General features: G+C 31.4%; 17 protein-coding genes. 5 read left to right on the top strand and 12 right to left on the bottom strand.

Features of this window, described 5'->3' with window-relative positions; genetic code table 11:
• Nucleotide 1 precedes the first annotated feature (1 nt).
• From Q4517_RS04860 to Q4517_RS04850, 3 genes are all read right to left on the bottom strand, one after another.
• A complete protein-coding gene (locus tag Q4517_RS04860) occupies nt 2-2749 on the bottom strand; it encodes a TonB-dependent receptor (RefSeq protein ID WP_303506825.1) in 2748 nt (915 codons plus the stop codon).
• A gap of 273 nt (nt 2750-3022) precedes the next feature.
• Nucleotides 3023-3496 (bottom strand): hypothetical protein, encoded by a 474-nt coding sequence (locus Q4517_RS04855; RefSeq protein ID WP_303506823.1) that lies wholly within the window; start codon nt 3494-3496, stop codon nt 3023-3025.
• A gap of 42 nt (nt 3497-3538) precedes the next feature.
• A complete protein-coding gene (locus Q4517_RS04850) occupies nt 3539-9658 on the bottom strand; it encodes an alpha-2-macroglobulin (RefSeq protein ID WP_303506822.1) in 6120 nt (2039 codons plus the stop codon).
• A gap of 197 nt (nt 9659-9855) precedes the next feature.
• Here Q4517_RS04850 and murC point away from each other — a divergent pair, with 197 nt between their 5' ends.
• Nucleotides 9856-11211 (top strand): UDP-N-acetylmuramate--L-alanine ligase, encoded by a 1356-nt coding sequence (gene murC, locus Q4517_RS04845; RefSeq protein WP_303506876.1) that lies wholly within the window; start codon nt 9856-9858, stop codon nt 11209-11211.
• Here the strand turns inward: murC and Q4517_RS04840 are convergent.
• The 7 genes from Q4517_RS04840 to trkA form a co-directional block, all read right to left on the bottom strand.
• Entirely contained in the window at nt 11192-12259 is a 1068-nt protein-coding gene (locus Q4517_RS04840) for a nucleotidyltransferase family protein (RefSeq protein ID WP_303506820.1), read from the bottom strand. The genes murC and Q4517_RS04840 overlap by 20 nt on opposite strands.
• Complete coding sequence (locus Q4517_RS04835; protein ID WP_303506818.1) at nt 12249-13370, bottom strand: hypothetical protein; 1122 nt, start codon at nt 13368-13370, stop codon at nt 12249-12251. Before Q4517_RS04835 ends, Q4517_RS04840 begins: the two co-directional genes overlap by 11 nt.
• A 66-nt stretch (nt 13371-13436) precedes the next feature.
• Complete coding sequence (locus Q4517_RS04830) at nt 13437-13616, bottom strand: hypothetical protein (protein ID WP_303506816.1); 180 nt, start codon at nt 13614-13616, stop codon at nt 13437-13439.
• Nucleotides 13617-13640: 24 nt separating this feature from the next.
• On the bottom strand, nt 13641-17579 hold the full coding sequence (locus Q4517_RS04825) for a T9SS type A sorting domain-containing protein (protein ID WP_303506814.1): 3939 nt from the start codon (nt 17577-17579) through the stop codon (nt 13641-13643).
• A gap of 101 nt (nt 17580-17680) precedes the next feature.
• Entirely contained in the window at nt 17681-18250 is a 570-nt protein-coding gene (locus tag Q4517_RS04820; RefSeq protein ID WP_303506813.1) for a phage tail protein, read from the bottom strand.
• Nucleotides 18251-18532: 282 nt separating this feature from the next.
• Nucleotides 18533-20032, bottom strand: a complete 1500-nt coding sequence (locus Q4517_RS04815) for a TrkH family potassium uptake protein (protein WP_303506812.1) — start codon at nt 20030-20032, stop codon at nt 18533-18535.
• Entirely contained in the window at nt 20032-21378 is a 1347-nt protein-coding gene (gene trkA, locus Q4517_RS04810) for a Trk system potassium transporter TrkA (protein ID WP_303506811.1), read from the bottom strand. Before trkA ends, Q4517_RS04815 begins: the two co-directional genes overlap by 1 nt.
• Nucleotides 21379-21545: 167 nt before the next feature.
• On the opposite strand from trkA, the gene radC reads away from it, so the two are divergent.
• The 4 genes from radC to Q4517_RS04790 are packed head-to-tail and all read left to right on the top strand — an operon-like array spanning nt 21546 to nt 25040.
• Nucleotides 21546-22232, top strand: coding sequence for a DNA repair protein RadC (gene radC / locus Q4517_RS04805; protein ID WP_303506810.1), 687 nt, complete (start codon nt 21546-21548; stop codon nt 22230-22232).
• 29 nt (nt 22233-22261) lie between these two features.
• Nucleotides 22262-23569, top strand: a complete 1308-nt coding sequence (locus Q4517_RS04800) for a polysaccharide deacetylase family protein (protein WP_303506809.1) — start codon at nt 22262-22264, stop codon at nt 23567-23569.
• Nucleotides 23562-24251: a YjjG family noncanonical pyrimidine nucleotidase gene (locus Q4517_RS04795; protein WP_303506808.1), complete on the top strand. Its 690-nt coding sequence runs from the start codon at nt 23562-23564 to the stop codon at nt 24249-24251. Before Q4517_RS04800 ends, Q4517_RS04795 begins: the two co-directional genes overlap by 8 nt.
• Before the next feature lie 45 nt (nt 24252-24296).
• Nucleotides 24297-25040: a hypothetical protein gene (locus tag Q4517_RS04790; RefSeq protein WP_303506807.1), complete on the top strand. Its 744-nt coding sequence runs from the start codon at nt 24297-24299 to the stop codon at nt 25038-25040.
• Between the two features lie 19 nt (nt 25041-25059).
• Here the strand turns inward: Q4517_RS04790 and Q4517_RS04785 are convergent, their stop codons facing one another.
• Nucleotides 25060-25983, bottom strand: coding sequence for a YeiH family protein (locus Q4517_RS04785; protein ID WP_303506806.1), 924 nt, complete (start codon nt 25981-25983; stop codon nt 25060-25062).
• 77 nt (nt 25984-26060) lie between these two features.
• Entirely contained in the window at nt 26061-26942 is an 882-nt protein-coding gene (locus Q4517_RS04780) for a LysR family transcriptional regulator (protein ID WP_303506805.1), read from the bottom strand.
• Between the last annotated feature and the right edge of the window lies 1 nt (nt 26943).

Genomic DNA, 26943 nt, shown 5'->3' with positions numbered 1-26943 from the left:
CTTAAAAATTGTATTTTAAACCGGCGTTCCAGTTATAGTTATAAAACTCGGCTTGCATTGTTTGGTGTTTAGTTTCTTGGTAAAAACGTAATTCTTGATTAGTTAAGTTTTTTGCTTCAGCAAAGATTTGTAAGTTTTTAGTAATACGGTAAGAAGCATTTAGGTCTACAAACAATTGTTCGTCATAAAATACATCCGTAAAAGCATCGCCACCGTATTCAAAAATATAATCATCAGCAAAGTTTAAAGAGGCTCTAATGGATAGTTTAGAACTTTCATAGGCCAACGATCCGTTAAACATGTTTTTAACAGCACCAGCCAAAGGCAAGCCATCTTCTCTATCAGCAATACCATCTGTTTTAGAGTCTGTATAGGTATAGTTACCATACACAGTTAAGTTTCTTAAGAAGCCAGGTAAGAAGTTTAATTTACGTTGTAAAGCCACTTCAAAACCATAAATTTCAGCAGTACCTCCGTTAAAAGGTCTTGTTACATCGTAGGTTTCTGTTACACCTCCAATGGTAATTGGTTCTTCAGTAACTGAATTGTAAATAAATTGATCTAAATCTTTATAAAAAACTCCTGCTGATATAATACCTACATTACTAAAATAGTGTTCAAACATTAAGTCAAAGTTCATTGCTTCAGTAGGATCTAAATTAGGATTTCCATACTCAGCTTCAATATCATCACTATTAATATTCCTATAAGGAACCAAATCAAAATAGTTCGGTCTTGCAATAGTATTTGTCCAAGCTGCTCTAACAATGGTGTTTTTATCAAGGTTGTATTTAGCTTGTAAGTTAGGTAGCCAGTTTGTGTAGTTTCTAGTTCCTGATGTTTTAGTTACGTCGCTTAAATCATCAGCAGTTTCAACATCAATAGCAAAACCATTGTAGTCAGTTGTTGTTTTTTCAACTCTTACACCAACTATAAAAGAAAAGTTGTTACCTAAGTTTTGTTGTAACATTCCGTATGCAGCATAAATGTTTTCATTAGCATCGTAGTTTTCAGGAACAAATTCATCTAATACAAGTTCACCTCCTTTTAAGTTTAAACTTCCTAAAAATTCTTTTGAAACAAAAAGCCCTGATTTATAATCATCGCCTGCTAAATAACCATTAATAGTATAGTCTTTAGTAGTAGTGGTATTCATGGTTAGAAATTGATTTTCTAAATCATACTCATAAAAGCTATTATCTCTTACTTTTTCTTTGTACTTGTGCTTAAACCCAAACTTTAATGAGTTTTTGTAAGCTCCTGTAGTATTAATAGGAATTAAAACATCAACATTAGAACTAATTTTACGCTCTTGTGTAAATCCCTGCTGTTGTGTTATTTCATTGTATTCAAAAGTTGAAGGATCGTTAAAATCGTTATTTGTTGGTCGTAATACAGGGAAGTTTGTTCGTGAGAAGTCTTGCATAACTTCAATGTCATCGTTTTCAAAACTGATATAACGTTCGTCTGGACGTTCTTCTTTTGCTTTGGCTGTTCCCGTTTTCCAGTTCAATTTAATGTTTCCAAAAATAATGTGTTCTCCACCTACAGATATATTGTAAGTACTCTGACGCTCTAAACGTGTGTTGTCGTTTGTATCATTGTTGATACCTCCTTTAGTTTGACGACGTACTTCAGCTTTTGATACTCCTGTAGCATCTGGTTCATCTATTTTTCTAAAACGTACTCTATAACGGTTTTCATAGTCGTTTCTCTGATTGTACATAGACTTAAAGAAAAGCGTATTGTTGTTGTCAGGTGTCCAGTCTAAGTTGGCGGAAACACTCATTCTATTTCTTTTTACATCGTAACGTCTAATATCGTGTTCACCAATGTATGTTTTGTTATTTTCTTTTTCCCATTCAAACTCAACATTATCTGAACCATAATCGTTAGAGTTGTATGAAGCATTGATTACATAGCCTAGTTCGTTTTTAAAAGCTCTATTGGCAACTAATGCAGAAACATTATAGTTAGGCGTATTTCTTACAGGGTTTTGTCCGTAAGAACCAGCAACGAAAGCTCTAAAAGTGGTAGGAGCAGAACGTGTAACTAAATTAACAGAGCCACCAATAGCGTCTCCTTCCATATCTGGTGTAACAGCTTTGTTAACCTCAATGGTTTGAATCATGTCTGAAGGAATTAAATCCATTTGAACTCTACGGTTATCTCCTTCGGCAGACGGAATTCTGTCACCATTTAAAGTTACCGAGTTTAATTGGGGTGCTAATCCGCGAATAACGATATCTCTAGCTTCTCCTTGGTCGTTTTGCATAGAAATACCCGGAACACGTTTTAAGGCATCACCAATATTGGCATCAGGAAACTTTCCTACTTGGTCAGCAGAAATAATATTGGTTATATTCTCTTTGTTTTTTTGTTGATTTAAGGCTTTTGCCTGTCCTTTACCAATACTTCCTTTAATAACAACTTCATCCAATCTATCTATTTTAGGTAGTAAGGAAAAGTTTTTAGATTGGATATTGTTTGTAAGTGTAATGGTTTCTGTTAAGGTTTGATAGCCTAAGAAAGATATTTGAACTTCGTAATTTCCTATAGGAATATTTAAAAGTTCGTAGTTTCCATTAAAGTCGGTGGAAAATCCAACTTGTAAAGAAGGAATGCTTATTGTAGCTCCAGGTAAAGGTTGATTTGTTTCGTCTAAAACTCTTCCTTTTAACCCCGATTTGCTTTGTGAATATCCTAAAATACTTATAAAGCAAAGCGTAATTAGTATTAATTTTTTCATTTTGAAATCTTTAGTGAAATTATCCATGGCGAAATTATTTATGATAACTAGCAACTAGATTTCAAATTTGTTAGTAAACAATTATTAAAACTTATATATAAAGTTTACAAAGTGTTAATAGGTTAATGTTTTTATAATATTTATGTGTTTTTTATTTAATGTAAAAGTTACTTTGTGAAAACATTGGTAATAAGTGTTTAACTCAGAGGGGTTACAATAAAAAAACCTCTAAAGTTACTTTAGAGGTTTTTATAAATTTTATTGTTATCTTTTTTAGAACTGGTAACGGATACCTAAACCGAAGTCAGAGTTAAAGTCTTTATAGTAATCACCGAATCCTATGTCAGGTCTGTAATCTAAAGAAATCATTAAAGGGATATCAAAACTATATTCGATTCCAATTACACCAGAAACAAAAACGTATGTTTCTGACACATTTACATTCTTTGCATTCCAGTGACCTAAACCACCACCAGCACCAGCGAACCAGTTAAAACGATTTTCTAATTGCCATACCCATTGGTATAAAGCAGTAGCTTTAAATCCATCATAGCCACTACCATTTCTTAAACCTAAATCAAGTTCTAAACGATTGTTATCGCTTAATCTACGTTGGTAAGAAATTTCAGCTCCAAAACCATCATTATCTCCTAAACGAAGACCAATAGCGTTGTCAGAAATTTCTTGTGCATTTGCAGTGAAAAATGAAATGGTTAAAAAACCGATGAATAAAAAGAATTTCTTCATAATTTTTAATTTAGTGTTTTGTGAATGCTAAGATAAATTATTTTACTTAATTAGTAGTCTTTCTCCTTTTGAATGACTACTAAACTCGGGAGAATACATACTTTGAATAGTTGTGATTCCATTACTAAAGTTTCCTGAATTATTTACACGTACATCATACTCAAATACATATACCCCTTTAGGTAAACGATCGAAAAAGAAATTTGTTGCAGCATCTTTTGTACTTTCATAATACCCTAAACCATCTTGCCATTTGTATTGTGATAATACGTTAATCGGTTCAACTCCGCTTGCTCTCATGTCTTTCATGTGTACAAATTCCATATTTCTATCAGAGCGAAGTTCAATTCTAACAGTCATTAAATCTCCTACATTTAATTGTGTGTTTTTTGTAACTTCTTGAAGTTGTTTACCCATATAAGTATTTACTTTTTTAAATAGTTTTTTCTTTAACTGTAGTGGAGTTTTTGCTGAAGTGATTTTATCTAAATCTTCAAAATATTGCCAATACAATCCACCCCAAGCAATACCTTTTCCTTTTTTAGTAATACTCACCGTACTCATATTAGGAGTAATTTCAGAACCATTCCAAGAGGTTTTAAAATAACCGGTACCTGCCTCAATTTTTGTATCTTCTAATTTAGAAGGATTGATTGTTTTCTCTCCAATTGTTACATTCACCATATCAGTTACCGAAATCCAATCACTACCTCGTAATAATAATGCATATACAGCTTCAGTAGTTGCTTTGGTAGTTTTCCAACGATTGGTTTGTTTATTTTTTAGTAACCATATTTTTAGGTTGTCAATAGTTTGAGTGTCATCTTCAATTTCTGAAAAAGCTTCAATTAACAACGACTGTGTTTCAATAGGTGCTTGATGCCAGTACCAACTTGGTTGATTTTCTTTCCAATACATTCCCAACTCATCAGAAGTAATACTGTTCTCTCTTAAAGATTTTAAAATTTTATTAGCAATTGATGTATTACCATTTCTAAACTGTATTAGGGCAATTTGCCCTTTTCCGTATAAACTAAACTCTTTCCAGTAAGTTGCTGTTTGATTTTTGTAGTATTCAATAGCGGTTTTACTTGTACTATTAACATTGATATCTTTATAAAAAGAACGCATGTATAAATACTGAATGATAAAGTAGTTTAGGTGGTTTTTTTCCAAATACTTAGTGTATTCTTTTTGCCCTTTTTCAGCTTTAATACGTTCAGCACTTTCTAATAACTTCTTGTACGTATGTTCAATTTCAGCATCTAAAAAGTGGATAGCATCTACAAGCATTTTCTGTAAAGAATCGTCTTTATTATCAATACCTAATTTTTGTAAATGTCCAAAACCAGTAGCAATATGATTCGTGATATAAATATTAGGATTATCATTCCCTTTAAACCAAGGGAAACCTCCATTGCTTAACTGCATTTGCAGTAGTTTATTAATAGCGTTTTGTTGCTCGTTGTTCATTTTGTTTAAATCAAACAACAAAGCAATACGCTTCTTTTGTTCGGTTTCTGATTGTGCGTCGCGTAACCAAGGAGTTTCTTGAATAATCAACGATTTTAATTCTTGATTTTTTTCTAAGTTGCTCAATAAAGCATCTGAAGATTTCCAAGCATTAAAGACTTCTTGAATTCTTGGGTTTGAATTTGCAATATGACTCGCCAAAGTATTCGCATAATAACGAGCAAAAGTCTGCTCACTACATTCGTACGGATACTCCATTAAATACGGTAAAGCTTGTACTGCGTACCATACAGGATTTGAAGTTACTTCTAATGTTAATTTATGGTGACTGAGCGTAGTCGAAGTCTGATTTTGTAGCTTATCTAGCGTAAATGTTTTAGTTTGATTTGAACGAACCCACATAGGTAAGGTTTCAGTAACCAACATTCTGTTAGATAATACTGGCAATACATTTTGTTCTCCATCAGAAAAATCTCCTGCCTTGGCAATTATTTTATATTGAATTGCTTGATAAGTATCAGGAATTGATAAGTTCCAAGAAACCTGAGTGTTTCCGTTAGCATCAACACTGAAAGACTGGTTTTTAGAAGAATTACTTAACAGATTGATTTCTTTTCCTGTAATAGCATCAGTTAATACAAGTTGCGCTGTACCTTCTAAGTTTTTATCAGAGATATTAGCAATTTTAGAGCTGAATGTAATTTGATCTCCTTCTCTTAAAAATCTTGGAGCATTAGGCATTACCATTAATTCTTTTTGAGTAACAGTAGTTAATGTTTTGGTCGCCGATTGCAATTCTTTTGTGTGTGCTAATAACTGCAACTTCCATCGTGTTAAAGCTTCAGGGGTTGTAAAACTAAAAGTAACATTTCCATCTTTATCGGTTTGTAAATGAGGATAGAAAAAAGCAGTTTCTTGAAGGTTTTTACGAATTTGGACCCCATCTAAAGAAACGTTTTCTTGTTTAGATTCTTTTTTAGCGTATCCCGTCATAACTGAATCATTTGCCAAATCAGCTTCTTGAGTATCTAAAAGTTCTTTCTCTTCAACAATCATTTCTACTTCTGGAGAAGGTTGCATTTTAGCGTTCATAGCTAAGCCTCTTAAACGAATATTTCTATTCATTCCGAAGTAAAAACCAAACCAGTTTAATTGGTCATATCGTTGAGTTTTAAAGGATGAAAGATAGTTATTATTAAAAACTCTGAATCGTTCATTACCAAAACTCTGATAAGCATTTGCGTTACCACTATAAGAGTAATATGTAGAGGTAGAGATAGGGTTAAAGCTCCAATTATGTGGTTTAAATTCATCTAAAGAAGCATCGTACATACTTGCAAGCATCTCTGCTGCTACTTTGTTGTTTTTATCGTTTTTAATGGTAAAACTCCATGTTTCTTGAGTTCCAGGTTGTAGTTTGTCTCTAAACGTATTGGTTTCTATAGTAATGCTATCTTGTTCATTTGGAACCGAAATAGGAATTATTCCACTTATGAAACTATTGTAATTTACGAAGTAATATTTGACAACAAATCCACCAATATCTCGTTTAGTAACAGGAACTTTTATCGTTTTAACTTTATCGTTTAAAAGAATAAGCTCTGTGTTTACGATGGTATGATTCTTTTCTATTTGAACTATAACCGTAACATCTTTTGAAGCAGAACCAATTTGTAACTCAGCAATGTCATTTGGTTTGTAAGTTGTTTTATTTGTGTTATACGTGAATAACTGATTGTCGGTTACACTTTTTTCTTTGTTATCAATTATTGTAAAGAGAGCTTTGTCTGTAACATTTTGTCCAAATTTATCTTTAGAACTTAATACGGTTATGTATTTACCAGAAGCCCATTTTTTATAGTTATTAAGTATAATTTCTTTAGATTCATCTGTATTGAAGTTTTGCTCAAATACTAATTTTCCTTTTTTCCAATTTTGAGGGTTTTGCTCTTCCGAAGTGTAAGCTTCATGAGGAAATAAGTTTCTAAACTCACTTTCTGAAATGTCTTGATAATCTGGAGTATCCCAAGGTCTTTTACGTAACGGGTTTTTAGGTGCTTGTAATTTGTATATTTTAATGCTTCCTTTGGCAGGAACAAGCTCACCGTTTAAGTTTTTACTTGATATTTCAATTTTTGTTTCCTTGTCTGATTTATGTATTGTTGAAGGAGTTTGTACTGTAGCAAGTAATGCATGATACCCAACTTTTACAATAGTGGTTGCTGAGCGAGTTTCTCCATTAACATCGGTAACATCAGCTGTGATTTCATATTCAAAAACAGGTAAGTTTTCTTTGTTCACACTTTCATCGGGTAAAGCTTTGAAAGTAATTGAAAAGTTACCTTGTGCATCAGTTGTTAATTCACCGTGTGTAATTTCTTGTGCTTCTGAAGTAAACTGAGGTTTACGCCAGTACCACCAAATAGGATATTGTACTTTACGATGTACGCTATACACCACCTTAGCATCTGTAATATTTGAACCAGCAAAAGCTTTTGCAAATCCGTTTACTGTAATACTGTCATGTAACTTATAGGTTTTTGTTACAGGTTTAAATTCTGTTTTAAATTTAGGACGTTTATATTCCTCAACTGAAATACGAGTGATATAATCTTCTCTCTCAAAATCAAAATCTATAGTTTTATAAAACCTGCTTTCTTGTTTTTCACTCTTATCAATAGAAAACCAATACTCACCAGTTAACCCTGTATTTGGGAGTATAATTTCTCCTGAAGCAGATCCGTATTCGTTTAGCTTAAGTTCTAGTGTTTTTACTGCTTCACCGTTAACATTATTTAATGTTACTTGTACAAATTCACTAGTAAAAGGTGTTGATTTGTTCTCTTTTTCTTGAACAAAAATAGTTTTAAAGTATACGGTTTGCCCTGGTCGATAAATGCTTCTATCTGTAAAAATAAAAGGCTTTATAGAGGTATAACTATCATTTGCAGTTGGAGAGGCTTGTTTTTGGTATTTATTCAGGTAATAGTTACCAAAAACTGCTGAATCGTTTTTGTGAGTTACAGTAACGTACACATTACCATAACTAGCATCACTTTTAAAAGAAGCAAATCCGTTTTTATCAGTTGTTAGTTTTTTATGAATTGTTTTTCCATATCTACGCTGTTTGTTTTGTAATAATAATTCAGCATTTTTAATTGGTTTTCCATTGTTTCTATCAACAACTTGGTACGTTTTTACACCATCATTATTATTTTCTACTAAAACTAAATCGGTTGCTTGTAAATGAGCAGTAGCATATAAGTCTTCAGAGTTGAAAGTAGCGTTTTGGTGTGCTACAATTAAATAATTTCCTTGAGTTAATTCGGGAACTACTACCTCAGTTGTATGTGACAAATAATCTTTTTCGTTACGTAAGTTACTATTCCATGAAATAGTTTTTGCAAGCTTTTTTATAAAGTTAAAACGTTCTTCTTCTTTGTGAATTTTTTGAAGCTTTTCTAATTGTTTATAATCAATTTTATAAGCAGAGAAGTACAGCTTGTCAATATTATTGTAAGTAACTAGTAATCTAGAGTGAGATTGGATTGGTACAAATTTTTCAGAAAGAATACTGAGTGATGTAGCTGTAATTTGTTGTTGTAAAGTTTCACATTTTTCAGCAGCTAAGCTTTTAGGAAACTGCTCAATAACCTTTTTACAGATAGCAAGTGCTTCTCTATTTTTAAAACGAAACTCTTTGTTTTTGTTAGTCTTAAAAGATCCAGCTTGTTGATTATAAACTCTAGCTATTTCATAACTATACAATCCAGAAACTTCATTGTTCTTGTAATTATTAACTGATGTTTTTAGTGTTTGTAACAATAACTTTTGTTTGTTATTTAAAGTTATATGCTGCTTAACAAACTGTAATCGTTGAATATCGGCATCTACAAGCGCATTAAAATTCTTGTTTTTTAAATGAAAGGTTATTAATTTTTGATAGATTTTTAAGGCATTAAACTGTAATGATAAATCATCTTTTGTAGTAAGGTTTAAAGCAGAAAACCTATCAACTTCACCTAAGTATAAAGCGTTATCAATTTTAAATTGATAAGTAGGTTTTGTGATGTTAGTTTCTGTGGTTTTATAAAACTCTAAGGCATTATGAGCTAAAAAGTCAAATAGGGTAGGGCGGTATTTTTTAGAGTCTTTTTCCGCTTGAATAATATCTTTAAAAGTATAAATGTCTGTTTTTTGTAGTGCAGATTCATTTTCTAAAGAATTTTGATAGTGACAATGAATTTCAGCAAACAACGTATTTAAGTCCCATGTTCTAAAATCATTTCCATCTACTTTTTCTTGTGTTTGGGTACGATTGTAAAATTTCCATTTGTTTCGATTAAAATATTGCCAGTATAAGTTAGCTAATACATTTTCTAGCACATTTTTTGTCGGAAAATTATGTTGATTAATTTGTTGTTTAAACTCATCAATAATCTTTAATTGCGCATTTTCTTCTAAAGTTAGAGCATACTTACTTTTATAAAACAACGATTTTATAATTTGAGGAGCATTGTTACTTTTTTCAGCTTTATCGTAAATAGTGTTTACTATTTTTAAAGCAGATTTTGGTAGGTTTTCAGCTTCAAACTTGTGCACCTTTTGCCAAAGGGTGGTATAGTTTTCTTGGGCGTGTGCTAAGGTTGAAAATAAAATCATTAGTAAAACAGGGGTTATTCTTTTCATTGATCTATATTTTTTGATGATAATCATAAATTTATATGAACAAAACACTTAAAAACAGTAGTTTTTTACAAGTAAAAGTTTGTAAAGATACTATTTGAGTGAGTTAACATAGCTATTTAATGAGTTTCGATTTAAAGATACTTAAAATTCTCGCTTGGTTTTGTATTTTTGACGCTTATATCACAGATAACAGTACTATGAAAATTCACTTTATAGCTATTGGAGGTAGCGCAATGCATAACCTAGCAATCGCATTACAACAAAAAGGATACCAAATAACAGGGAGTGATGATACAATTCACGATCCATCAAAAACACGTTTAGCAAATAAAGGTTTGTTACCTAGTGAGTTTGGTTGGTTTCCAGAGAGAATAACCGCTAATTTAGATGCTGTAATTTTAGGAATGCATGCAAAAAAAGATAACCCAGAGTTATTAAAAGCGCAAGAACTTGGAGTGAAAATTTATTCATATCCAGAATTTTTACATGAGCAATCTAAAGATAAAACTCGTGTGGTTATAGGTGGTTCTCATGGAAAAACAACGATTACTTCTATGATTTTACATGTGTTGAATTATCATGATAGGGAAGTGGATTATATGGTAGGTGCACAGTTAGAAGGTTTTGATACTATGGTGCATTTAACCGAAGAAAACGAGTTTATTGTTTTGGAAGGAGATGAGTATTTGAGTTCTCCTATAGATATGCGCCCGAAGTTTCATTTATACAAACCAAATATTGCATTGTTAAGCGGGATTGCTTGGGATCATATTAATGTATTCCCAACGTTTGAAAATTATGTTGAACAGTTTTCAACCTTTACTGATTCGTTGACGAATGGTGGAATAATGGTATATAATGAAGAAGATGAGGTGTTAAAAGAGGTTGTTGAAAACTCTAATCACCCAATAAAAAAGTATCCATATAAGACTCCTGATTATTTTATTGATAAGGGAATCACTTATTTAGAAACATCAGAAGGTGATTTACCTTTGGAAATTTTTGGAGAGCATAATTTGAAAAACTTAGCAGGATCAAAATGGATTTGCCAACACATGGGAATTGATGAGGATGAGTTTTATGAAGCAATAGCTAGTTTTAAAGGGGCAAGCAAGCGTTTAGAAAAAATTGCTGAAAACCCTTCAATTGTTGTGTTTAAAGATTTTGCCCATTCACCATCAAAAGTAGAAGCTACTACAAGAGCGGTTAAAAATCAATATTCAAATAGAACTTTGTTAGCATGTTTAGAGTTGCATACTTATTCCAGTTTGAATGCTGAGTTTTTATCAGAATACAAAGGAGCTCTAGATAAAGCTGATAAAGCAGTAGTTTTTTATTCTCCCCATGCAGTAAAAATTAAACAGTTAGAAGAAGTTTCTGAAGCGCAAATTGCCAAAGCTTTTGAACGAGATGATTTGATAATTTATACAAAACCAGAAGAATTTAAAGAGTTCTTATTCAATGAAAACCTTGAAAATACGGCCTTGTTATTAATGAGTTCTGGAAACTACGGAGGTTTAGATTTTGATGAGGTTAAAGCTTTGGTTGATTAAAAAATCTATCAAATAGATATTTTCTGTATTCTTTTACATAAAAAGACTTTAGAATAACTGAGAAGCGGTGTTTGTATAAAAAGTATAATTCCCACTTTTTTTTGTTAGCAGCACTTTTTTTAGGGTTATTCATAAAGAAAAGTACTTTTTTGATATACTTTTTAGTCTTATGTGTTTTGGTATATTCTAGTGATTGAGGAGAGTTAAATATGTAATTAGTAACTGAAAGAAAGTTTTTTAAACTATTGGACTCTGAATGGTCAAAATTACTTAAAGTTGTTTTAACAGAAGTTTGTTTAGATAATAAATAAAGATCATATGAATTTCTTAGAGATATAGTTTTAGTCCATTGACCTTTATCGTTAATTTGTTTATTAAAGCAAGTTAAGAGAACTTGATTATTATAGGAAAGAACCGTGGCGTTATTAACCAGTTTAGTTACACTTTTTTTTATAAAATTAAAGTCAAATCCTTTTTCATTAGAAATCATTTTATAGTGAACTTCAATTGCAGCAATTTTCCCTTTTTTAGTTATTTTTGGATAGTGTCTATTTAAGACTGTATTATCTAAATAGTCGGGAGTTTTTTTGTGGTATCCGTTTTTTTTGAGGATATTAACAGTAAGGTTAAACAGTTCAGGCTTGACCAAAAAATCAATATCTCCTACCATACGTTCAGCAATATCTTCATACAATCCTTCTAACAAGTTTCCTGTTCCTTTTAAAAAAATAGGAGTGATGCTGTTTGAGAGCAAAAGTTCGTTAATTTCTATAGCTTGCTCAATAATTTTCCGATTACGGTCTCTATTGAGATTAGTAATATGTTGCATGTATTCAACTAAGTTAGTAGGAAGATAATGTAAAAAATGAGCACGTTTTAAGTTGCAGTATAACGCAGGAAAAACATAGTGAGCTGTACTCACTTTAACAACAGCATCCCAATCTACTAAATCGGCTTCTATTTTTTCTTTAACTAATTTATAATTAACTTTTTCATGAGTAATGGTTAAGCACTTAGCCACAAAAAATAAGGTTTCTTTATAGCTCATCAGTGAATATTTTTGAAACTGTAGAAATCATTTTTTTGTTGTCTGAATAGGTCAATTGGTAACAAGGTAGTTTTTCAAACCAGTTTAGAAAAATTTTTACGTTTTGTGGTAATGGAGACAACCAAGAGTCAGGAACTAACTGTTCAAAAGCTGTAATATTTGAAATTTTGTTAATAATTAAATCGCTGTTTTCTTGATATTTGATAAAAATCAAAGCTTTACAAGGACATTTTAAAGAATAATTATGATTGTTAGTAGGTAAGTATCGAACAACTTTATTCAATCTTTTAAAATGATATTCAGCAGACATTTTTAGTTCAGGATATAACGGAAGTAAAGTTTCTAAGCTATTTTTTTTAATAGAGATTGCAGAAGGGAAGCTGTGTACATTTAAAGAGGTGTCAATAGGAACAAAATCATCGGCTAAACAAGTAAAATCGCTAGCTTGTAACAACGCTAGCGAAGTACTTTTCCCGTTTCCAGAATCTCCTAAACACAAAATAGTATTGGTACCATTGCTAACTGCTGAAGCATGAAAAACACCCATCCACTGATTTTCGTCTTTTTGATGGATTTTTTGCACTAATTCCATAGAAAATTTCCCTTGAAAATAATGTATTTCTTTTAGACTCCAAGTATCGATAATAATATCATCTACAGAAAAAGAAATAGCATTATCATTACTAAAGACTTCAAACTTATGATTGATATTTTTGGTTTCTTCAGTTTCTAAATGAGCAAATTTTGGATGAATTAGAGAAATTTCTATGTCAGAAGCATATTTTACTTCTAAAATTATATCCTTGATTTTATAATATTTTATTGAAGCAAAAGATGTTGGTTTAATTACAGTAAGAAGTTTGCTTTTACTGTTAGTTTCTTTTGAAGAGATAAGTAAAGCCTCAATATCTATAACTAAACTGAATGCTTCTTTATACGTAATATTAATTTGCTTAGTAATCTGGGTAGTTATCTCTTGCTTATCAACGTTTTGGTTTAAAAGAGAAAGTATTTCAGTCACAAGAGGGGCTACAACAAGATATTCATTATTATCTTGAAACCAAACAATACTTTTATTATCTATGTTTCGTTTAATTATTTTATTTATCATGATTGACTAAAAATAGAAAACCTCGATAATTTTATCGAGGTTTTTTGAAAAAATATTTTAAGGTTTTTAAAAGCCACCTCCTGGTGCTTCTGGACTTTGTGCTTGTGCTTTTTGAGGATTTAAAATCATGTAAGTTCCTAAAGCCGTTAAAGCAGCATATTTACTATAACCACCAATTTTTTTTAAGGCTTCTTTACGAGTGATATTTTTAGAGTCTGTATCAGTCTTTTTTATGTTTTTCTTCATAATTGCTCGATTTTTATAGCTTACTTATTTTAAGATTATTTTTTTAGTGATTTCTCCTAAGTCAGTGTTTAATTTTACAATATACACACCACTAGATACCTCAGAAAGGCTTATTTTGCTTACTCCGTTAGAGGTTATGTTTTTATTTAAAATTTCTTTCCCTAAAATTGAATAAACTGTTACATTGGCTTTAGTTTGTAATCCTACAATGGTAACTTCATTATTAGAAGAACTATATATACTAATATTATCTAATGAAGGATTAATAGGAGGTGTTTCAAGTTTTTTAGAGCTAGTATGTAAATAGAATTGACCAATACCGTTTGTGTCATTCGCAAGAGTAATGGTATAGGTCTCTTCTGATAAATTGGTGAAAACTCTATTTGTTCTATCTTCTAAGTATATTTTAAGATTAGCTGGTAGGTTTTTAGAAGTAACCGAAAAAGTTATTTCTTTACCTGCTTTCCCTTTAATACCTACTGGAATAATCATGTTTTCATGATCGGTGTTTGGTAATGTTTGGATAGCTAAATTTTTACCTTGATTGTTAGTAAGTAGTTCTGTAAATACGGCTAAATCAGAAGAGTCTTCTCCAAACATTTTTGAGTCGTAACCTTTATCGTATCCAGTGGTTTTACTAGATGCGTAAAATACTTTTGCAGACCTTTTGACTTCTTTGTTATTAACTGATAATTCAAGAGAAGGAATAGGTTCTTGCCTCATAAAAGTATCAGTGTTTTGATGACTTTGATTGGCAGAAGAAAACGTAATATTTCCATTTGCAGCTGCTTCAACAAAGAAAGCCTGACCTGGAGCAATTTCTATATCATCTATTGCATTTTTGGTGATGTATTGTGTACCATCCCATAGCCAAATAACTTCATCTGTAAGTATAGCAGTATTTGCAGCTGTAAAACTAGCAGAATTAATATAAGATGTATATGGGTTCCCTATAAGGTTATAGTTTGTTCTACTACCTGTTGTGATTCCTTTACTAACGTTAGAAGTGTTTATTGTTCCAGTAACTGAAACATCTCCAGGGGAAGCTAATTTAATAGAAACACCTGTTCCACTAGTCACTGTTCCCGTACTACTACTTTGTATATATAACCATGCAGGTCCTGTAATATTACTATAAGGAGCCAGTCCTAAGTTACCACCCGTTCCAGAAGCTAAGGTGTGGTTGGCAATAATATCTTGAACCGTTTCTCCAACAACAGGAGGTGATACTAAGTACCAGTTTGTAGTTGGTAAACTTCTTTTATAAGTTACAGTACCAGTAACAGTACTTTGTGGTATAAAAGAAGCTCCGTTATGAATAGTTAACGAATTAAATGTAACTGCTGATGAAGCAGTAGGGTAGTTTGTTAGTCCAGAAGGAATAACAATATCTGTATTTGTTGATGGAATGACATTAAGATCCCAGTTTGAAGCAGTATTCCAGTCGTTATTTGTAGTCCCTGTCCAAGTAATGGTTTGTAAACCTACCAAAACAGCAGTTGTACTCCCCACACTGTTTAATGTTAGGTTAACATCATTAGAAGCAGCATCTTTTAAAGTACCACCATTAGCAGCTAATGTACCAATAGTAATACCGTCAGTGTCTAAATCACCTGCTTGTACTGTATATCTAAATAGTAAGGCATTCGTTCCGCTTCCACTTTGGTAAGTCGCTTGTCGGATAGTAGCACCTATAGTAATAGCTATTTGAGGAGTGCCTCCTGCTGTATTTACGGAGACATTTTCATCAAAATTAACGGTGAAGTCTAGGTTTTGCCCAGTTAAATACGTTTCATTAGCAGGAACGTTAACACTTGTTACTGTTGGTACAACTGCATCTACCAATACACCAGTTGTGGTTCCTACACTGTTTAATGTTAGGTTAGCATCATTAGAAGCAGCATCTTTTAAAGTACCTCCATTTGCGGTTAATGTACCAATAGTTATACCGTCAGTATCTAAGTCACCTGCTTGTATTGTATACCTAAAAAGTAAGGAGCTCGTTCCACTGCCACTTAGGTAAGTTGCTTGACGTGTGGTAGCTCCAATAGTGATAGCTATTTGAGAAGTTCCCCCTGTAGTGTTTACGATTACATTTTCATTAAAGTTAACGGTGAAATCTAAGTTTTGACCTACAATATAAGTAGCATTTGCAGGCACATTAACACTTGTTACAGCAGGAGCGACCGCATCGACTAATACAGCAGTTGTTACTCCAATGCTATTTAATGTTAAGTTAGCATCATTATTAACAGCATCTTTTAAAGTACCACCATTTACAGCTAATGCACCAATGGCGATACCGTCAGTGTCTAAATCACCTGCTTGTACTGTATATCTAAACAGTAAGGCACTTGTTCCGCTACCATTTTGGTAAGTAGCTTGACGTGTAGTAGCTCCAATAGTTATGGCTATTTGAGGAGTTCCTCCAGCTGTGTTTACTATTGTGTTTTCATTAAAGTTAACTGTAAAATCTAAGTTTTGTCCTGAAATATAAGTTGAATTTGCTGGCACATTAACACTCGTTACGGTTGGAGCAACAGCGTCTACTAATATATTAGTAGTTGTCCCCACACTATTTAATGTTAGGTTAGCATCTTTACCTCCAGAATCTTTTAAAGTGCTTCCGTTAGCAGTTAATGTCCCAACAGCTATACCATCAGAGTCTAACTCACCTGCGAGAACTGTATGTCTAAAAACTAGAGCGTTTGTTCCACTACCACTAATGTATGTTGCTTGACGTACAGTAGAGCCAACAGTAATGGCTACTTGAGGAATTCCTCCTGTAGTGTTTATTGTTATGTTTTCATTAAAATTAACTGTAAAATTTAAATTTTGACCAGTAATGTAAGTAGCATTGGTAGGTACGTTAACACTTGTCACGGTGGGTGAAATTGCACTTGAAATAACGGTAGTTGTATTATCTGTGTCAGTATCTGTACCATCATTTATAACTACTGTAAAAGTAGTAGTCTCGGTAGTAGTTGTTCTGTTATCAGTTGGATTGTAAGATAAAGCTCTTAATTTTGTTTGTAAATCAGCTGGGGTGGTACTAGTTATAGTATATGGGCCAGAGCCAGAAAGACCTGTACCTGATAATAAACCTTTTACATTATCATCTAAAGTAATAGTTGCAGATAAATTGTCTCCATCAGCATCTATAGTTGTAATATTCGAAAAAGGGGCAATTGTACTGTTATCGTTTACAGTTTGACCCGCTGAAGTTCCTCCTATAACAGGAGTTGTATTTCCAATTGAACCTTTTAAAATGATATTATCAAAAGCAAATTCTTCTTGAGAGTCTGGCATTTTAAAACGAACTCTGATTTCAATTGAATTTCCACTTACTGCGCTACCAGTTATTGCATCTAAATTTAAGCTAAAAGTTGTCATAGCAGTATTTACATTACTGGTTTCACCACCTTCCAAGATACCATTTAAATTGTCATCCCTTCTTAGCCCTAAGGTAGGGGTAGGGGTATCACCATCTCCATAAAAAGCAAGGACAGTTGTATAACTACCTCCGTCAATTTTGTAATCAACAATAAAAAAATCATTAATTTCATACCTAGTGGGAGATGTATTAGGAAACGCAACGTCTATATCTATTGATAGGTTTGATTTACTTGTAATGTCAATAGGATCTAATTCAATATATGAATGACCATTATAAAATCCTCCGTCAGTAGTAAAGTTGATATCTTCTCCTCCTATAAAATTAGTAGCATTACCAGTAATACTACCATCAAAAGTGAAGCTACCAACAGTTCCTCTGCTAATTCGATCTGGACCAGAAACAACAAATGTTTGAGAAGGATAGTCAGTTCCTGTATCTGCATTACCTATAGCATAACCATTAAAATCAGTTCCTTCAAAATCTTCAGTATATATTACAGTTTGTGACAATGCAATTGGAACAAATGAAAAGATTATAAAGAAAAGCAATAAAGTAGTTTTTTTCATAATGTAAGTTTAGTTTGTTTATAATAAAGATAACTAAAAAAAGCTAAATCAGATGATTAATTGTGTTTAATCATCTGATAATTAAAGTTGTAAATATGTTTTTAGTTTCTTGAAGGAAAAACACCAACTAATGCAATAATAAAGTTTATAGCTAAATAAGGCTGCATATTATTATGAGGTTGACTCCCTCCTTGGTTTAATGTTGTTGTAGCCGTTGTTACAGAACTAGTGTTCATTTCAGTGTTTGGAGGTTGGCTACTGAATACTTCTGAACCAGTTGAAGACCCACTGGCAATTGAAGAGCCTGTACTTATCGTGTCATCATCACCAGAAGCACTTTGTCCATGTAATTTAGAAGTAGAAGTTGCCACATGATTATGAATAGGCATTTCTAGAATGTTAAGTGTATGTGTTTGTTCTCCTCCTCTTTGACCTAATGGTCTAGGAGAAAGCCCTGGTCCTACGCTACCATCACCAGAATGAATAGGAGCTCTACCACGTAAATCAGGTAAGGCAAAAGTTGTTCTTCCGTCCCCACCGTAGGTGGTGCCTAAAATTGAAAATAAAGCTGAATTTTGAGAAATAGCAAGTAGTTGTCCGTTACAAAAAGCCCAACCTCTTGGAGCAAAGTTTCCTCCAAACATTGTAATTTGTCCTATAAATGGATCCATAAGTAATAAAGTTTAGTAGTTAATAATGTTTAGTTCAACAATTTAGTAAAAAAACAACATATATAATGTAACTGTTTAATTATTTGTTGTTTACGGCTGCTTTTGAAAGTTTGCGAAATTACTAAATGTTGAATGTTTGTTTTCTAAAATCAAATTTAAAGACAAACAGAACTAAACTTTAATTCTATTGTTTAAGCGTGTTTGATTGATATGCAAACGTATATTTTTAAGGTATATACGTTTAAGGAGAAATATTATTTATTGGTAAATGTATTAGCTAAGTTAGTTTTTTCTCCAGAAGAAAGGAGTTAATAAAATTAACACGGTAAATAGCTCTAGACGACCAATTAACATTAGAAAAGAGCAAAACCATTTTGCGCCTGCTGATAAATGGTTAAAATTATCTACAGGGCTTACACTTCCTATGGCAGGTCCAATGTTTCCTAATGAGGAAGCACATGCTCCTAAAGCAGACTTTATATCCAAACCTAAAAGAGCTAAAACAACGGTACCTATTATAAAAATTAACATATATAACACAAAAAACGAGAGGATATTAAATATAATAGTTTGTTTTACTGCTTTACCATCATAACGAACAGGTATTATAGCATTTGGATGTAGTGATTTTTTAAATTCTAAAAAGCTGTTTTTTAGCATAATAATATGACGAACAATTTTTACACCTCCTGATGTAGACCCAGCTGATCCTCCTAAGAAAAATAAAGAGAAAAATATAGCAGTAACAAAAAAGCTCCACATTGTAAAATCAGCAGTAACAAAACCTGTTGTTGTTACTACAGAAATTACAGAGAATAACGAATGTCTTATAGCGCTCTCTACTTCACCCCATATTTTAGGATGTGCTATACTACTTTGTAAATTAGGGTCTTGTAAAAAGATAATCATTAAAGCAACAATGGTCGATATTCCAATAATTCCGAAGAAATAGTATTTAAATTCTTCACTTTGTATCACTTTTCTAACTTTTCCTTTTAAAGCAAAATAAGTAAGAACAAAATTGGTTCCTGCAATAAACATGAAGAAAATGATTATATATTGAATCAATGGAGTTCCATTCCAGTGGGCTACACTTTCGTTTTTAGTAGAAAATCCACCTGTACTTACGGTTGCCATAGCATGATTAATAGCATCAAACCAAGTCATTCCAGCCACTTTTAGTAGTAAAAATTCAACAGCGGTTAATAATACATAAATTAACCATAATCGTTTTGCCGTATCAGTAATTCTTGGATGTAGTTTATCTGCTGAAGGTCCAGGAGCTTCAGCCATAAAAAGCTGCATTCCTCCAATACCTAATAAAGGTAAAATAGCTATAGTAAGTACAATAATTCCCATACCTCCAATCCAGTGTGTACAACTACGCCAAAACAAAATCCCTTTTGGCATGGACTCAATATCAGTTAAAATAGATGACCCTGTGGTTGAATATCCTGAAATTGTTTCAAAAAAGGCATTGGTAACACTTGGGATACTTTCTGTAAGTAAATAAGGAAGCATCCCTGTAAATGATAAGGTAAGCCAACCTAAAGTAACAATAAGGTAGCCTTCTTTTTTATGGATGTTTTTATTGTCAGGCTTATTAAAAAAAAACAATAAAGAACCTATAGCTATGGTTATGATTCCAGCATTTAGAATTCCAAGTTTGGCGGATTCATCGTAATAAAAACTTATGGGTAAAGTAAGCCACATAAATAAACCATTAAGGATGGCTGTAACTCCTAAAAAACGATAGATTAATTTAAGATTAAGATTTTCCATTATTTGAATAAATCTTCTACAATATTTATGGCTTCGGGTAAACAAAAAACAATAGCTTTGTCACCGCTTTGCATTTGAAAATCACCAAAAGACATTAATGCTTCTCCGTTTCTAATTACGCCACCAATAATAGCTTCTCTAGGAAAACGCAATTCTCTAATTATTTTTTGGGTTACTTTAGCACCAGGATGTACTTCAAACTCAAAAACTTCAGCATCAACATTATGCAGATTGGCTAAAGCTACAATTTCTCCTTTTCTAATATGGCGGAAAATGTTACTTGCAGCAATTAACTTTTTATTAATTAGAGTATCGATACCAATAGTTTGAGAAATATTGATATAGTCCATATTTTCTACTAAAGCAACTGTTTTTTTTACACCTTTAGATTTTGCTACTAAACAAGACATGATGTTTGTTTCAGAATCTCCAGTAACAGCTACAAAAGCATCCATTTCTCTAATACTTTCTTCTTCTAACAATTCTAAATCCCTACCGTCACCATATATTACTAAGGTATTACGAAGGTCTTCGGCAAGTTGTAAGGCTTTGTCTTTATCTTTTTCAATCAACTTCACTTTAAAGTTGTCTTTACAAAGTTTTCTAGCTGTTTTTCTTCCAACACGGCTACCACCCAAAATCATCACGTTTGTAATATCAATATATTCCTTTCCGATAATAGGATACAGTTTGTCAATACTATATTTTGGTACAGAAAAGTATACTTGGTCGTTTATTTTGTACTCAGTATCTCCACGAGGAATAATTGTTTGAGAGGTCCCTTCACGTTTTATAGCAATAGTAATAAAATCTACTAAGCAATATTTTTCTTTAGTTTCTTTAACTGTAAGATCAAGAATAGGAGATTTATACCCAAGTGTTGTCCCCATGATATTAAAAACTCCGTTTTCAAAGGCTACTGTATCGTTAAAAGAAGATTGGTTAAGTAGAGATTTAATTTCTTCAGCAGCTAATTCTTCAGGGGAAATCATAAAATCTACTCCGTAATCTTTGAAATTGATACAAGGGTTGTTTAAAAATTCAGGGTTACTAATTCTAGCAATTGTTTTTTTTACCCCCAATGCTTTACCTATTACAGAAATAGTAAAGTTTGTGTTAGGACTTTCAGTTACTGCTAACAATAAATCTGCTGAGTTAACGCCTATTTCTTTCAATAGTTTTATAGAGGTAGCATCTCCTTTTTTGGTAATAACATCTAAATGATTGTTTAGATATTCTAATTTTTCACCATCAAAATCGACTACGTATGTGTCTTGTGCTTCGTAAGAAAGGAGTTTAGCCAAATGAAAACCTACGTCTCCAGCCCCGGCTATAATAATCTTCATATTAAAAATTAAAAAAGATAAGAGACAAAGATACTGTGCTTCTTTTGGTTGTGCAAAAAATGAATTATATTTATAAATCTATAAGAAAAAGTAATTAACATTCATGGTTAAATAACTGGATTAACATATTGAGTTGTAATGTAAGGCTATGAAAAAAAAGAAAAAACATGAATAAGATTTCTATTAAATCGTGGGCATTAGATGATAGGCCAAGAGAAAAACTAATGTCTAAAGGAAAAACAGTATTATCAGATGCAGAGTTGATTGCTATTTTGATAGGTTCAGGAAACAGAGAGGAAAGTGCTGTAGCTTTGGCTAAAAGAATATTGTTAACGGTAAATAATGACTTAAATACATTAGCAAAACTATCGGTAGAAGAATTGATGAAATTTAAAGGAATAGGAGAGGCGAAAGCAATATCTATAGTAACTGCTTTGGAGTTTGGAAAAAGAAAACAATTTGAGGAAAGAGCAAGCATATCTAAAATAAGTAGCTCTATTGATGTAGTAAAAATTATGCAACCACTTATAGGGGACTTGTATTATGAAGAGTTTTGGGTGTTGTATCTAAACAATTCAAATAAAGTCTTAGCAAAACACCAATTAAGTAAAGGAGGGTTTACAGCTACTTTAGTAGATATACGATTGCTGTATAAAAGAGCATTGGAGCTTTCTGCAATAGGTGTAATTGTTTGTCATAACCATCCTTCAGAAAAACTATCACCAAGTAAATCAGATATTGAAATAACCGAAAAAATTAAACAAGCAGGTATTACTTTAGATATTAAATTGCTAGACCACCTAATAGTTACTGAAAAAGCTTATTTTAGCTTTGCAGATGAAGGAATTTTATAGTCGTTTTACACGATTACTAGTTACTATTTATGATACTTATTTATACCCATAAAGTTACTCCTAGAGTACGTTATATTTTCAAACATATTTTTACTCGTATTTTACAAGTTCAAATTGATTTTACAGGTAAAGTAGAAGAGTTTGTGGCTTACAATGGACCTAAGTTTTCATACACAAATGTGCCTTTAGGAAAAGAATTTTTCGTCCAGAGCAATGAACTACTTTTTCAGCAAGGTATAAAGGATATAGAAATAGTAATTCAAAATTGGGATGAAGTTCCTTGTTTCTTTCCAACTGTTGAAGCTTCTGAAATTCCGTTTGATATTTTTGCTGCTAGCTTTTTCTTAATTTCAAGATATGAAGAATATTTACCACATATAAAAGATAAGTATGGACGATTTACAGTTGGTGAAAGTATAGCCTATCAAAATGGATTTTTAGAAAAACCTATGGTAGATATTTGGGCATATAAGTTTTTGGAAACCTTAAAACAAAAATTCCCAGACTTTAAACATATAACAAGAGAATATCAATATATTTCTACAATAGATGTTGATAATGCTTATGCCTATAAGTATAAGAGTTTTATAAGAACTATTGGAGGATTTTTAAAAGATGTTTCTCAATTTAAGGTTTTTACAATTTGGGATCGATTTACAGTATTTTTCAATCTTAAAAAAGACCCTTTTAATACATTTCAAAAAATTATTGAGTTAAAGAAAGCTCATAATGTAAGAACCATATTTTTCTTTTTAATAGGCGACTATACTACATTTGATACGAATGTGTCCGCCTCCAAAAGAAAATTCAAATTGTTAATAAAAGATATGGTTGATTATGCTCGCGTAGGGTTACATCCGTCATATTACACAATGAATGATTCTGTAATGTTAAAAAAAGAAAAAGAACGTTTAGAAACGATAACTAATATACCTGTTAAACGTTCAAGACAACACTACTTACGAGTATCTTTACCAGAAACGTATCAGCAGTTAATAGATTTAGAGATAGATGAAGATTACTCAATGGGATATGCAACACATGTAGGGTTTCGAGCAAGTACTTGTACTCCATTTTATTTTTACGACTTAGATTTTGAAATTCAAACACCTTTAAAAATATTTCCGTTCGCATTGATGGATACGACATTAAATGATTATATGAAGTTAACACCAAAACAGTCGTTAGGAAAAATTAGAGATTTAAAGAATGAAGTAAAGGCAGTAAATGGTACTTTTATTACAGTATTTCATAATGAAAGCTTGAGTAACTATTTAAGATGGAGAGGGTGGAGTAGGTTGTATAATTCAATGCTTAAAATAGTAGGAAATGTTTAGAGAAGAAATGGAAATAAAACATTTATTTTTTGATTTAGATCATACATTATGGGATTTTGATAGAAACTCAAAACTTACTTTTCAACAAATTTTTGAAGAACAAAATATAACCATCCCAATACATAGTTTTTTAGAAGTGTATATACCTGTAAATTTAAAATATTGGAGGTTATATAGAGAAGATAAGGTAGAAAAAACAGCATTAAGATATTATCGCTTAAAAGAAACTTTTGATAATCTAAAATACGAGATTTCTGATGATTCAATAAATCAAATATCTAAAGACTATATTGGATACTTACCAAATTTCAATTATTTGTTTGATAATGCAATAGAAGTGTTAGAGTATTTAGAAAGTAAATATCATTTACATATTATTACAAATGGCTTTGAAGAAGTACAAAAATTAAAACTGAAGAAATCGGGAATTCATAGCTTTTTTAAACAGATAATTACATCTGAGTGTGTTGGAGTTAAGAAACCAAATCCTAAGGTTTTTGAATTTGCGTTAGAAAAGGCAGGAGCAAAGGCAGTTGAATCTGTTATGATAGGAGATAGTTATGAAGCAGATATTATAGGGGCAATAAATTCAGGAATGAGAGCAATTCATTTTTCAGAAGAAGTAAATAACAAAGAAGTTCAACAAGTAACTTCATTGATAGATTTGAAAAAATATTTATAAGTTTATAAAAACAACTATATTTAATAAACACAACAAAAACTAAAAATGAAAAAAATACTTTTTATAGCATTATTTGTAACAACAGCAAGTTTTGCACAAAAAACAATTAACAACTATAAATACGTTATAGTACCAAATAAGTTTGATTTTGTGAAGGGAAAAGATAAATACCAAACAAGTTCACTAACAAAGTTCTTATTTAATAAATACGGTTTTACAGCACTTTTAGAAGATGAGAAGTTACCTGATGATGTTGTAAACAATAGATGTTTAGCTTTAACTGGCGTAGTTAAAGATGATTCGAGCTTATTTACTACAAAGAGTATTGTAGAACTCAGAGACTGTTATAATAAGGTGGTATTTACCTCACAAGTAGGTAAAAGTAAAGAAAAAGATTACAAAAAGGCGTATCACGAAGCTATCCGCAATGCATTTAAGTCTGTACAAGGGTTAAAGTATACATATATTCCATCAAAAGAAGTAGCTGTTGTAAAAAAGGAAGTAACAGCTCCAGTAGTTTCAGCTGTTGAGGTAATAAAAAATAAAACAGTGAAGACTAATGAAGAAAGCATGACAAAGAATGTATTGTATGCACAATCAATAACTAATGGATTTCAATTAGTAAATACAAAGCCTGAAGTTGTTTTTCAAGTATTAAAAACGAATGTAAAAGACGTTTTTGTAATCAAAGATAAAAATGGAATTTTATATAAAAACGGTGATTCTTGGTTTGCAGAATATTATAAAAATGGAACTAAAGTAACAAAGCAGTATCAAATAAAGTTCTAACACATATTTTCACTACTCTTTAAAAAATGATAATAAAGAGTAGTGAAAAAATACTTATGAATATCCATAAAAGAGAAGCAAAAATAATAGGCTTAATACCGCTTTCCTTTAAGTCTTTAATGGTTAAATTCATTCCTATTAAAAATAAAGTTGCTACCAAGAGTCTTTTAGATAATTCTACGATGTTCATCGAAAAATTTTCTGGAACAATTTGATAGCTGTTGAGTAATATTGCTATAATGAAACCTATTATAAAATAAGGAATTTTAATCTTCCTATCACCAGATTTAAAAAGAAACATAGCAAAAAACGACAAAGGTATAATCCATAAAGTGCGTGCAAGTTTTACTGTAGTAGCTATTTGCAAAGCTTCATCACCATACTCTAAAGCAGCTCCTACCACAGAACTAGTATCGTGAATAGCTATGGCACACCAAATACCAAATTGCTTTTGAGTTAACCCTAGAATATGACCTAAAGAAGGAAATATAAATAAGGCAATAGCATTTAAAAAGAAAACGACTCCAATAGCAATGCTAATAGTTTTATGACTAGCTTTAATTACAGGTGAAATAGCAGCGATAGCACTGCCTCCGCAAATAGAAGTTCCTGAAGTAATCAAGAACCCAATTTTTTTATCAATTGTAAAAAGCTTAATAAAAAATAGGCCTAGAATAACGGTTAGAATAATTGATAAAGTAGTTAAAGTAAGCCCTTCTTTACTTGTTTGTATAGTTTCAGTTAATGACATCCCAAAACCTAAACCAATAACAGATATTTTTAAAAGTATTTGAGTTGCTTTTTTCGTTTTTTCAGGAAAAGGATTACTAAAAATATATGTTATAATGAAGCCAGATATTAAAGCAAAAGAACTAGAAATATAACCGGTTAAAGCTAGTGTTATGAAGAATGTAAAAAAGCTAATTTGACAGAATTGTTTCATTTTTTCTAAGAATTTGATGAAACAAAACTACGATTGAAATATAACTAAAGAGCAAATTAAATAGTTATACAAAATAACTAAAAGTTATAATTGGTTTTGATTAATTTATAAAGTAAGTTCATTTTTTTTGATTGATAATTTGTTCTACAAACAAAATCAAATTCACGCTCAAAAGAAAGTCCTTTAATATCAACAATCTTTAGTTTGTTTTGAATGAGCTTTTCTGTTACAGCATGAATAGATAAGAGAGCATAAGAGTTAGAGTAGTGTAAATATTGCTCAATAGCCTCAGTATTGTTTAATGTAATTACTCTGTTTAGTTTAGTAATGTTATTTTTCTTTAAAGTTTCTTCAATTATTTCACGCGTACCCGAACCAATTTCACGACCTATATAAGGTATTTTACTTAGTTCTTGTTTTGATATAGAATTTTTACTATTAGTATTGTTAGTACTTGTTACCAGTACAATTTCATCTTTAATAAATTTAGAATATCGTAATAATTGATTAGAGGATTTTCCTTCTACAATACCAAATTCTAATTCTTGGTTTAAGATCTTATGTTCAATATCTTTAGTATTGCCACTAATTATATTGAATTTTATATTGTTGGAGTTTTGCTGTATTTTAGCAAGTACTTTTGGCATTACATACGTAGCAATTGTAGTGCTTAATCCTAAATTAAATTCAAGAGAAGTGCTCTCTTCATTTAAAAGAAAAGAGTTCTCTAACTCTTCAAACAACTCGGTAATTTTATAAGCGTAATCAAGAAAAATTTTCCCTTCATTTGTTAATGAAATAGAATTTCTAGATCGGTTAAAAAAAGATGTATTGTATTCTTCTTCTAATTTAGAGATAGTTTTAGAAACAGCAGGTTGTGAAATATTCAACTCTTTAGAAGCAAGTGTAAAACTTGAATGCTGAGCAACTTTGATAAAAGTTTTTAGTTTATAATTCATA

Origin of the sequence: Tenacibaculum sp. 1_MG-2023, from assembly GCF_030547425.1 — a bacterium.
Classification (GTDB): domain Bacteria; phylum Bacteroidota; class Bacteroidia; order Flavobacteriales; family Flavobacteriaceae; genus Polaribacter.
The sequence above is the reverse complement of the archived record's forward strand: the minus strand, read 5'-3'. Positions and strand labels throughout refer to the sequence as shown.

Excerpts from the sequence above, each read along its gene's own strand:
- Q4517_RS04860 (WP_303506825.1), bottom strand. The coding sequence starts at position 2,749 with ATGAAAAAATTAATACTAATTACGCTTTGCTTTATAAGTATTTTAGGA.
- Q4517_RS04855 (WP_303506823.1), bottom strand. The coding sequence starts at position 3,496 with ATGAAGAAATTCTTTTTATTCATCGGTTTTTTAACCATTTCATTTTTC.
- Q4517_RS04850 (WP_303506822.1), bottom strand. The coding sequence starts at position 9,658 with ATGAAAAGAATAACCCCTGTTTTACTAATGATTTTATTTTCAACCTTA.
- murC (WP_303506876.1), top strand. The coding sequence starts at position 9,856 with ATGAAAATTCACTTTATAGCTATTGGAGGTAGCGCAATGCATAACCTA.
- Q4517_RS04840 (WP_303506820.1), bottom strand. The coding sequence starts at position 12,259 with ATGAGCTATAAAGAAACCTTATTTTTTGTGGCTAAGTGCTTAACCATT.
- Q4517_RS04835 (WP_303506818.1), bottom strand. The coding sequence starts at position 13,370 with ATGATAAATAAAATAATTAAACGAAACATAGATAATAAAAGTATTGTT.
- Q4517_RS04830 (WP_303506816.1), bottom strand. The coding sequence starts at position 13,616 with ATGAAGAAAAACATAAAAAAGACTGATACAGACTCTAAAAATATCACT.
- Q4517_RS04825 (WP_303506814.1), bottom strand. The coding sequence starts at position 17,579 with ATGAAAAAAACTACTTTATTGCTTTTCTTTATAATCTTTTCATTTGTT.
- Q4517_RS04820 (WP_303506813.1), bottom strand. The coding sequence starts at position 18,250 with ATGGATCCATTTATAGGACAAATTACAATGTTTGGAGGAAACTTTGCT.
- Q4517_RS04815 (WP_303506812.1), bottom strand. The coding sequence starts at position 20,032 with ATGGAAAATCTTAATCTTAAATTAATCTATCGTTTTTTAGGAGTTACA.
- trkA (WP_303506811.1), bottom strand. The coding sequence starts at position 21,378 with ATGAAGATTATTATAGCCGGGGCTGGAGACGTAGGTTTTCATTTGGCT.
- radC (WP_303506810.1), top strand. The coding sequence starts at position 21,546 with ATGAATAAGATTTCTATTAAATCGTGGGCATTAGATGATAGGCCAAGA.
- Q4517_RS04800 (WP_303506809.1), top strand. The coding sequence starts at position 22,262 with ATGATACTTATTTATACCCATAAAGTTACTCCTAGAGTACGTTATATT.
- Q4517_RS04795 (WP_303506808.1), top strand. The coding sequence starts at position 23,562 with ATGTTTAGAGAAGAAATGGAAATAAAACATTTATTTTTTGATTTAGAT.
- Q4517_RS04790 (WP_303506807.1), top strand. The coding sequence starts at position 24,297 with ATGAAAAAAATACTTTTTATAGCATTATTTGTAACAACAGCAAGTTTT.
- Q4517_RS04785 (WP_303506806.1), bottom strand. The coding sequence starts at position 25,983 with ATGAAACAATTCTGTCAAATTAGCTTTTTTACATTCTTCATAACACTA.
- Q4517_RS04780 (WP_303506805.1), bottom strand. The coding sequence starts at position 26,942 with ATGAATTATAAACTAAAAACTTTTATCAAAGTTGCTCAGCATTCAAGT.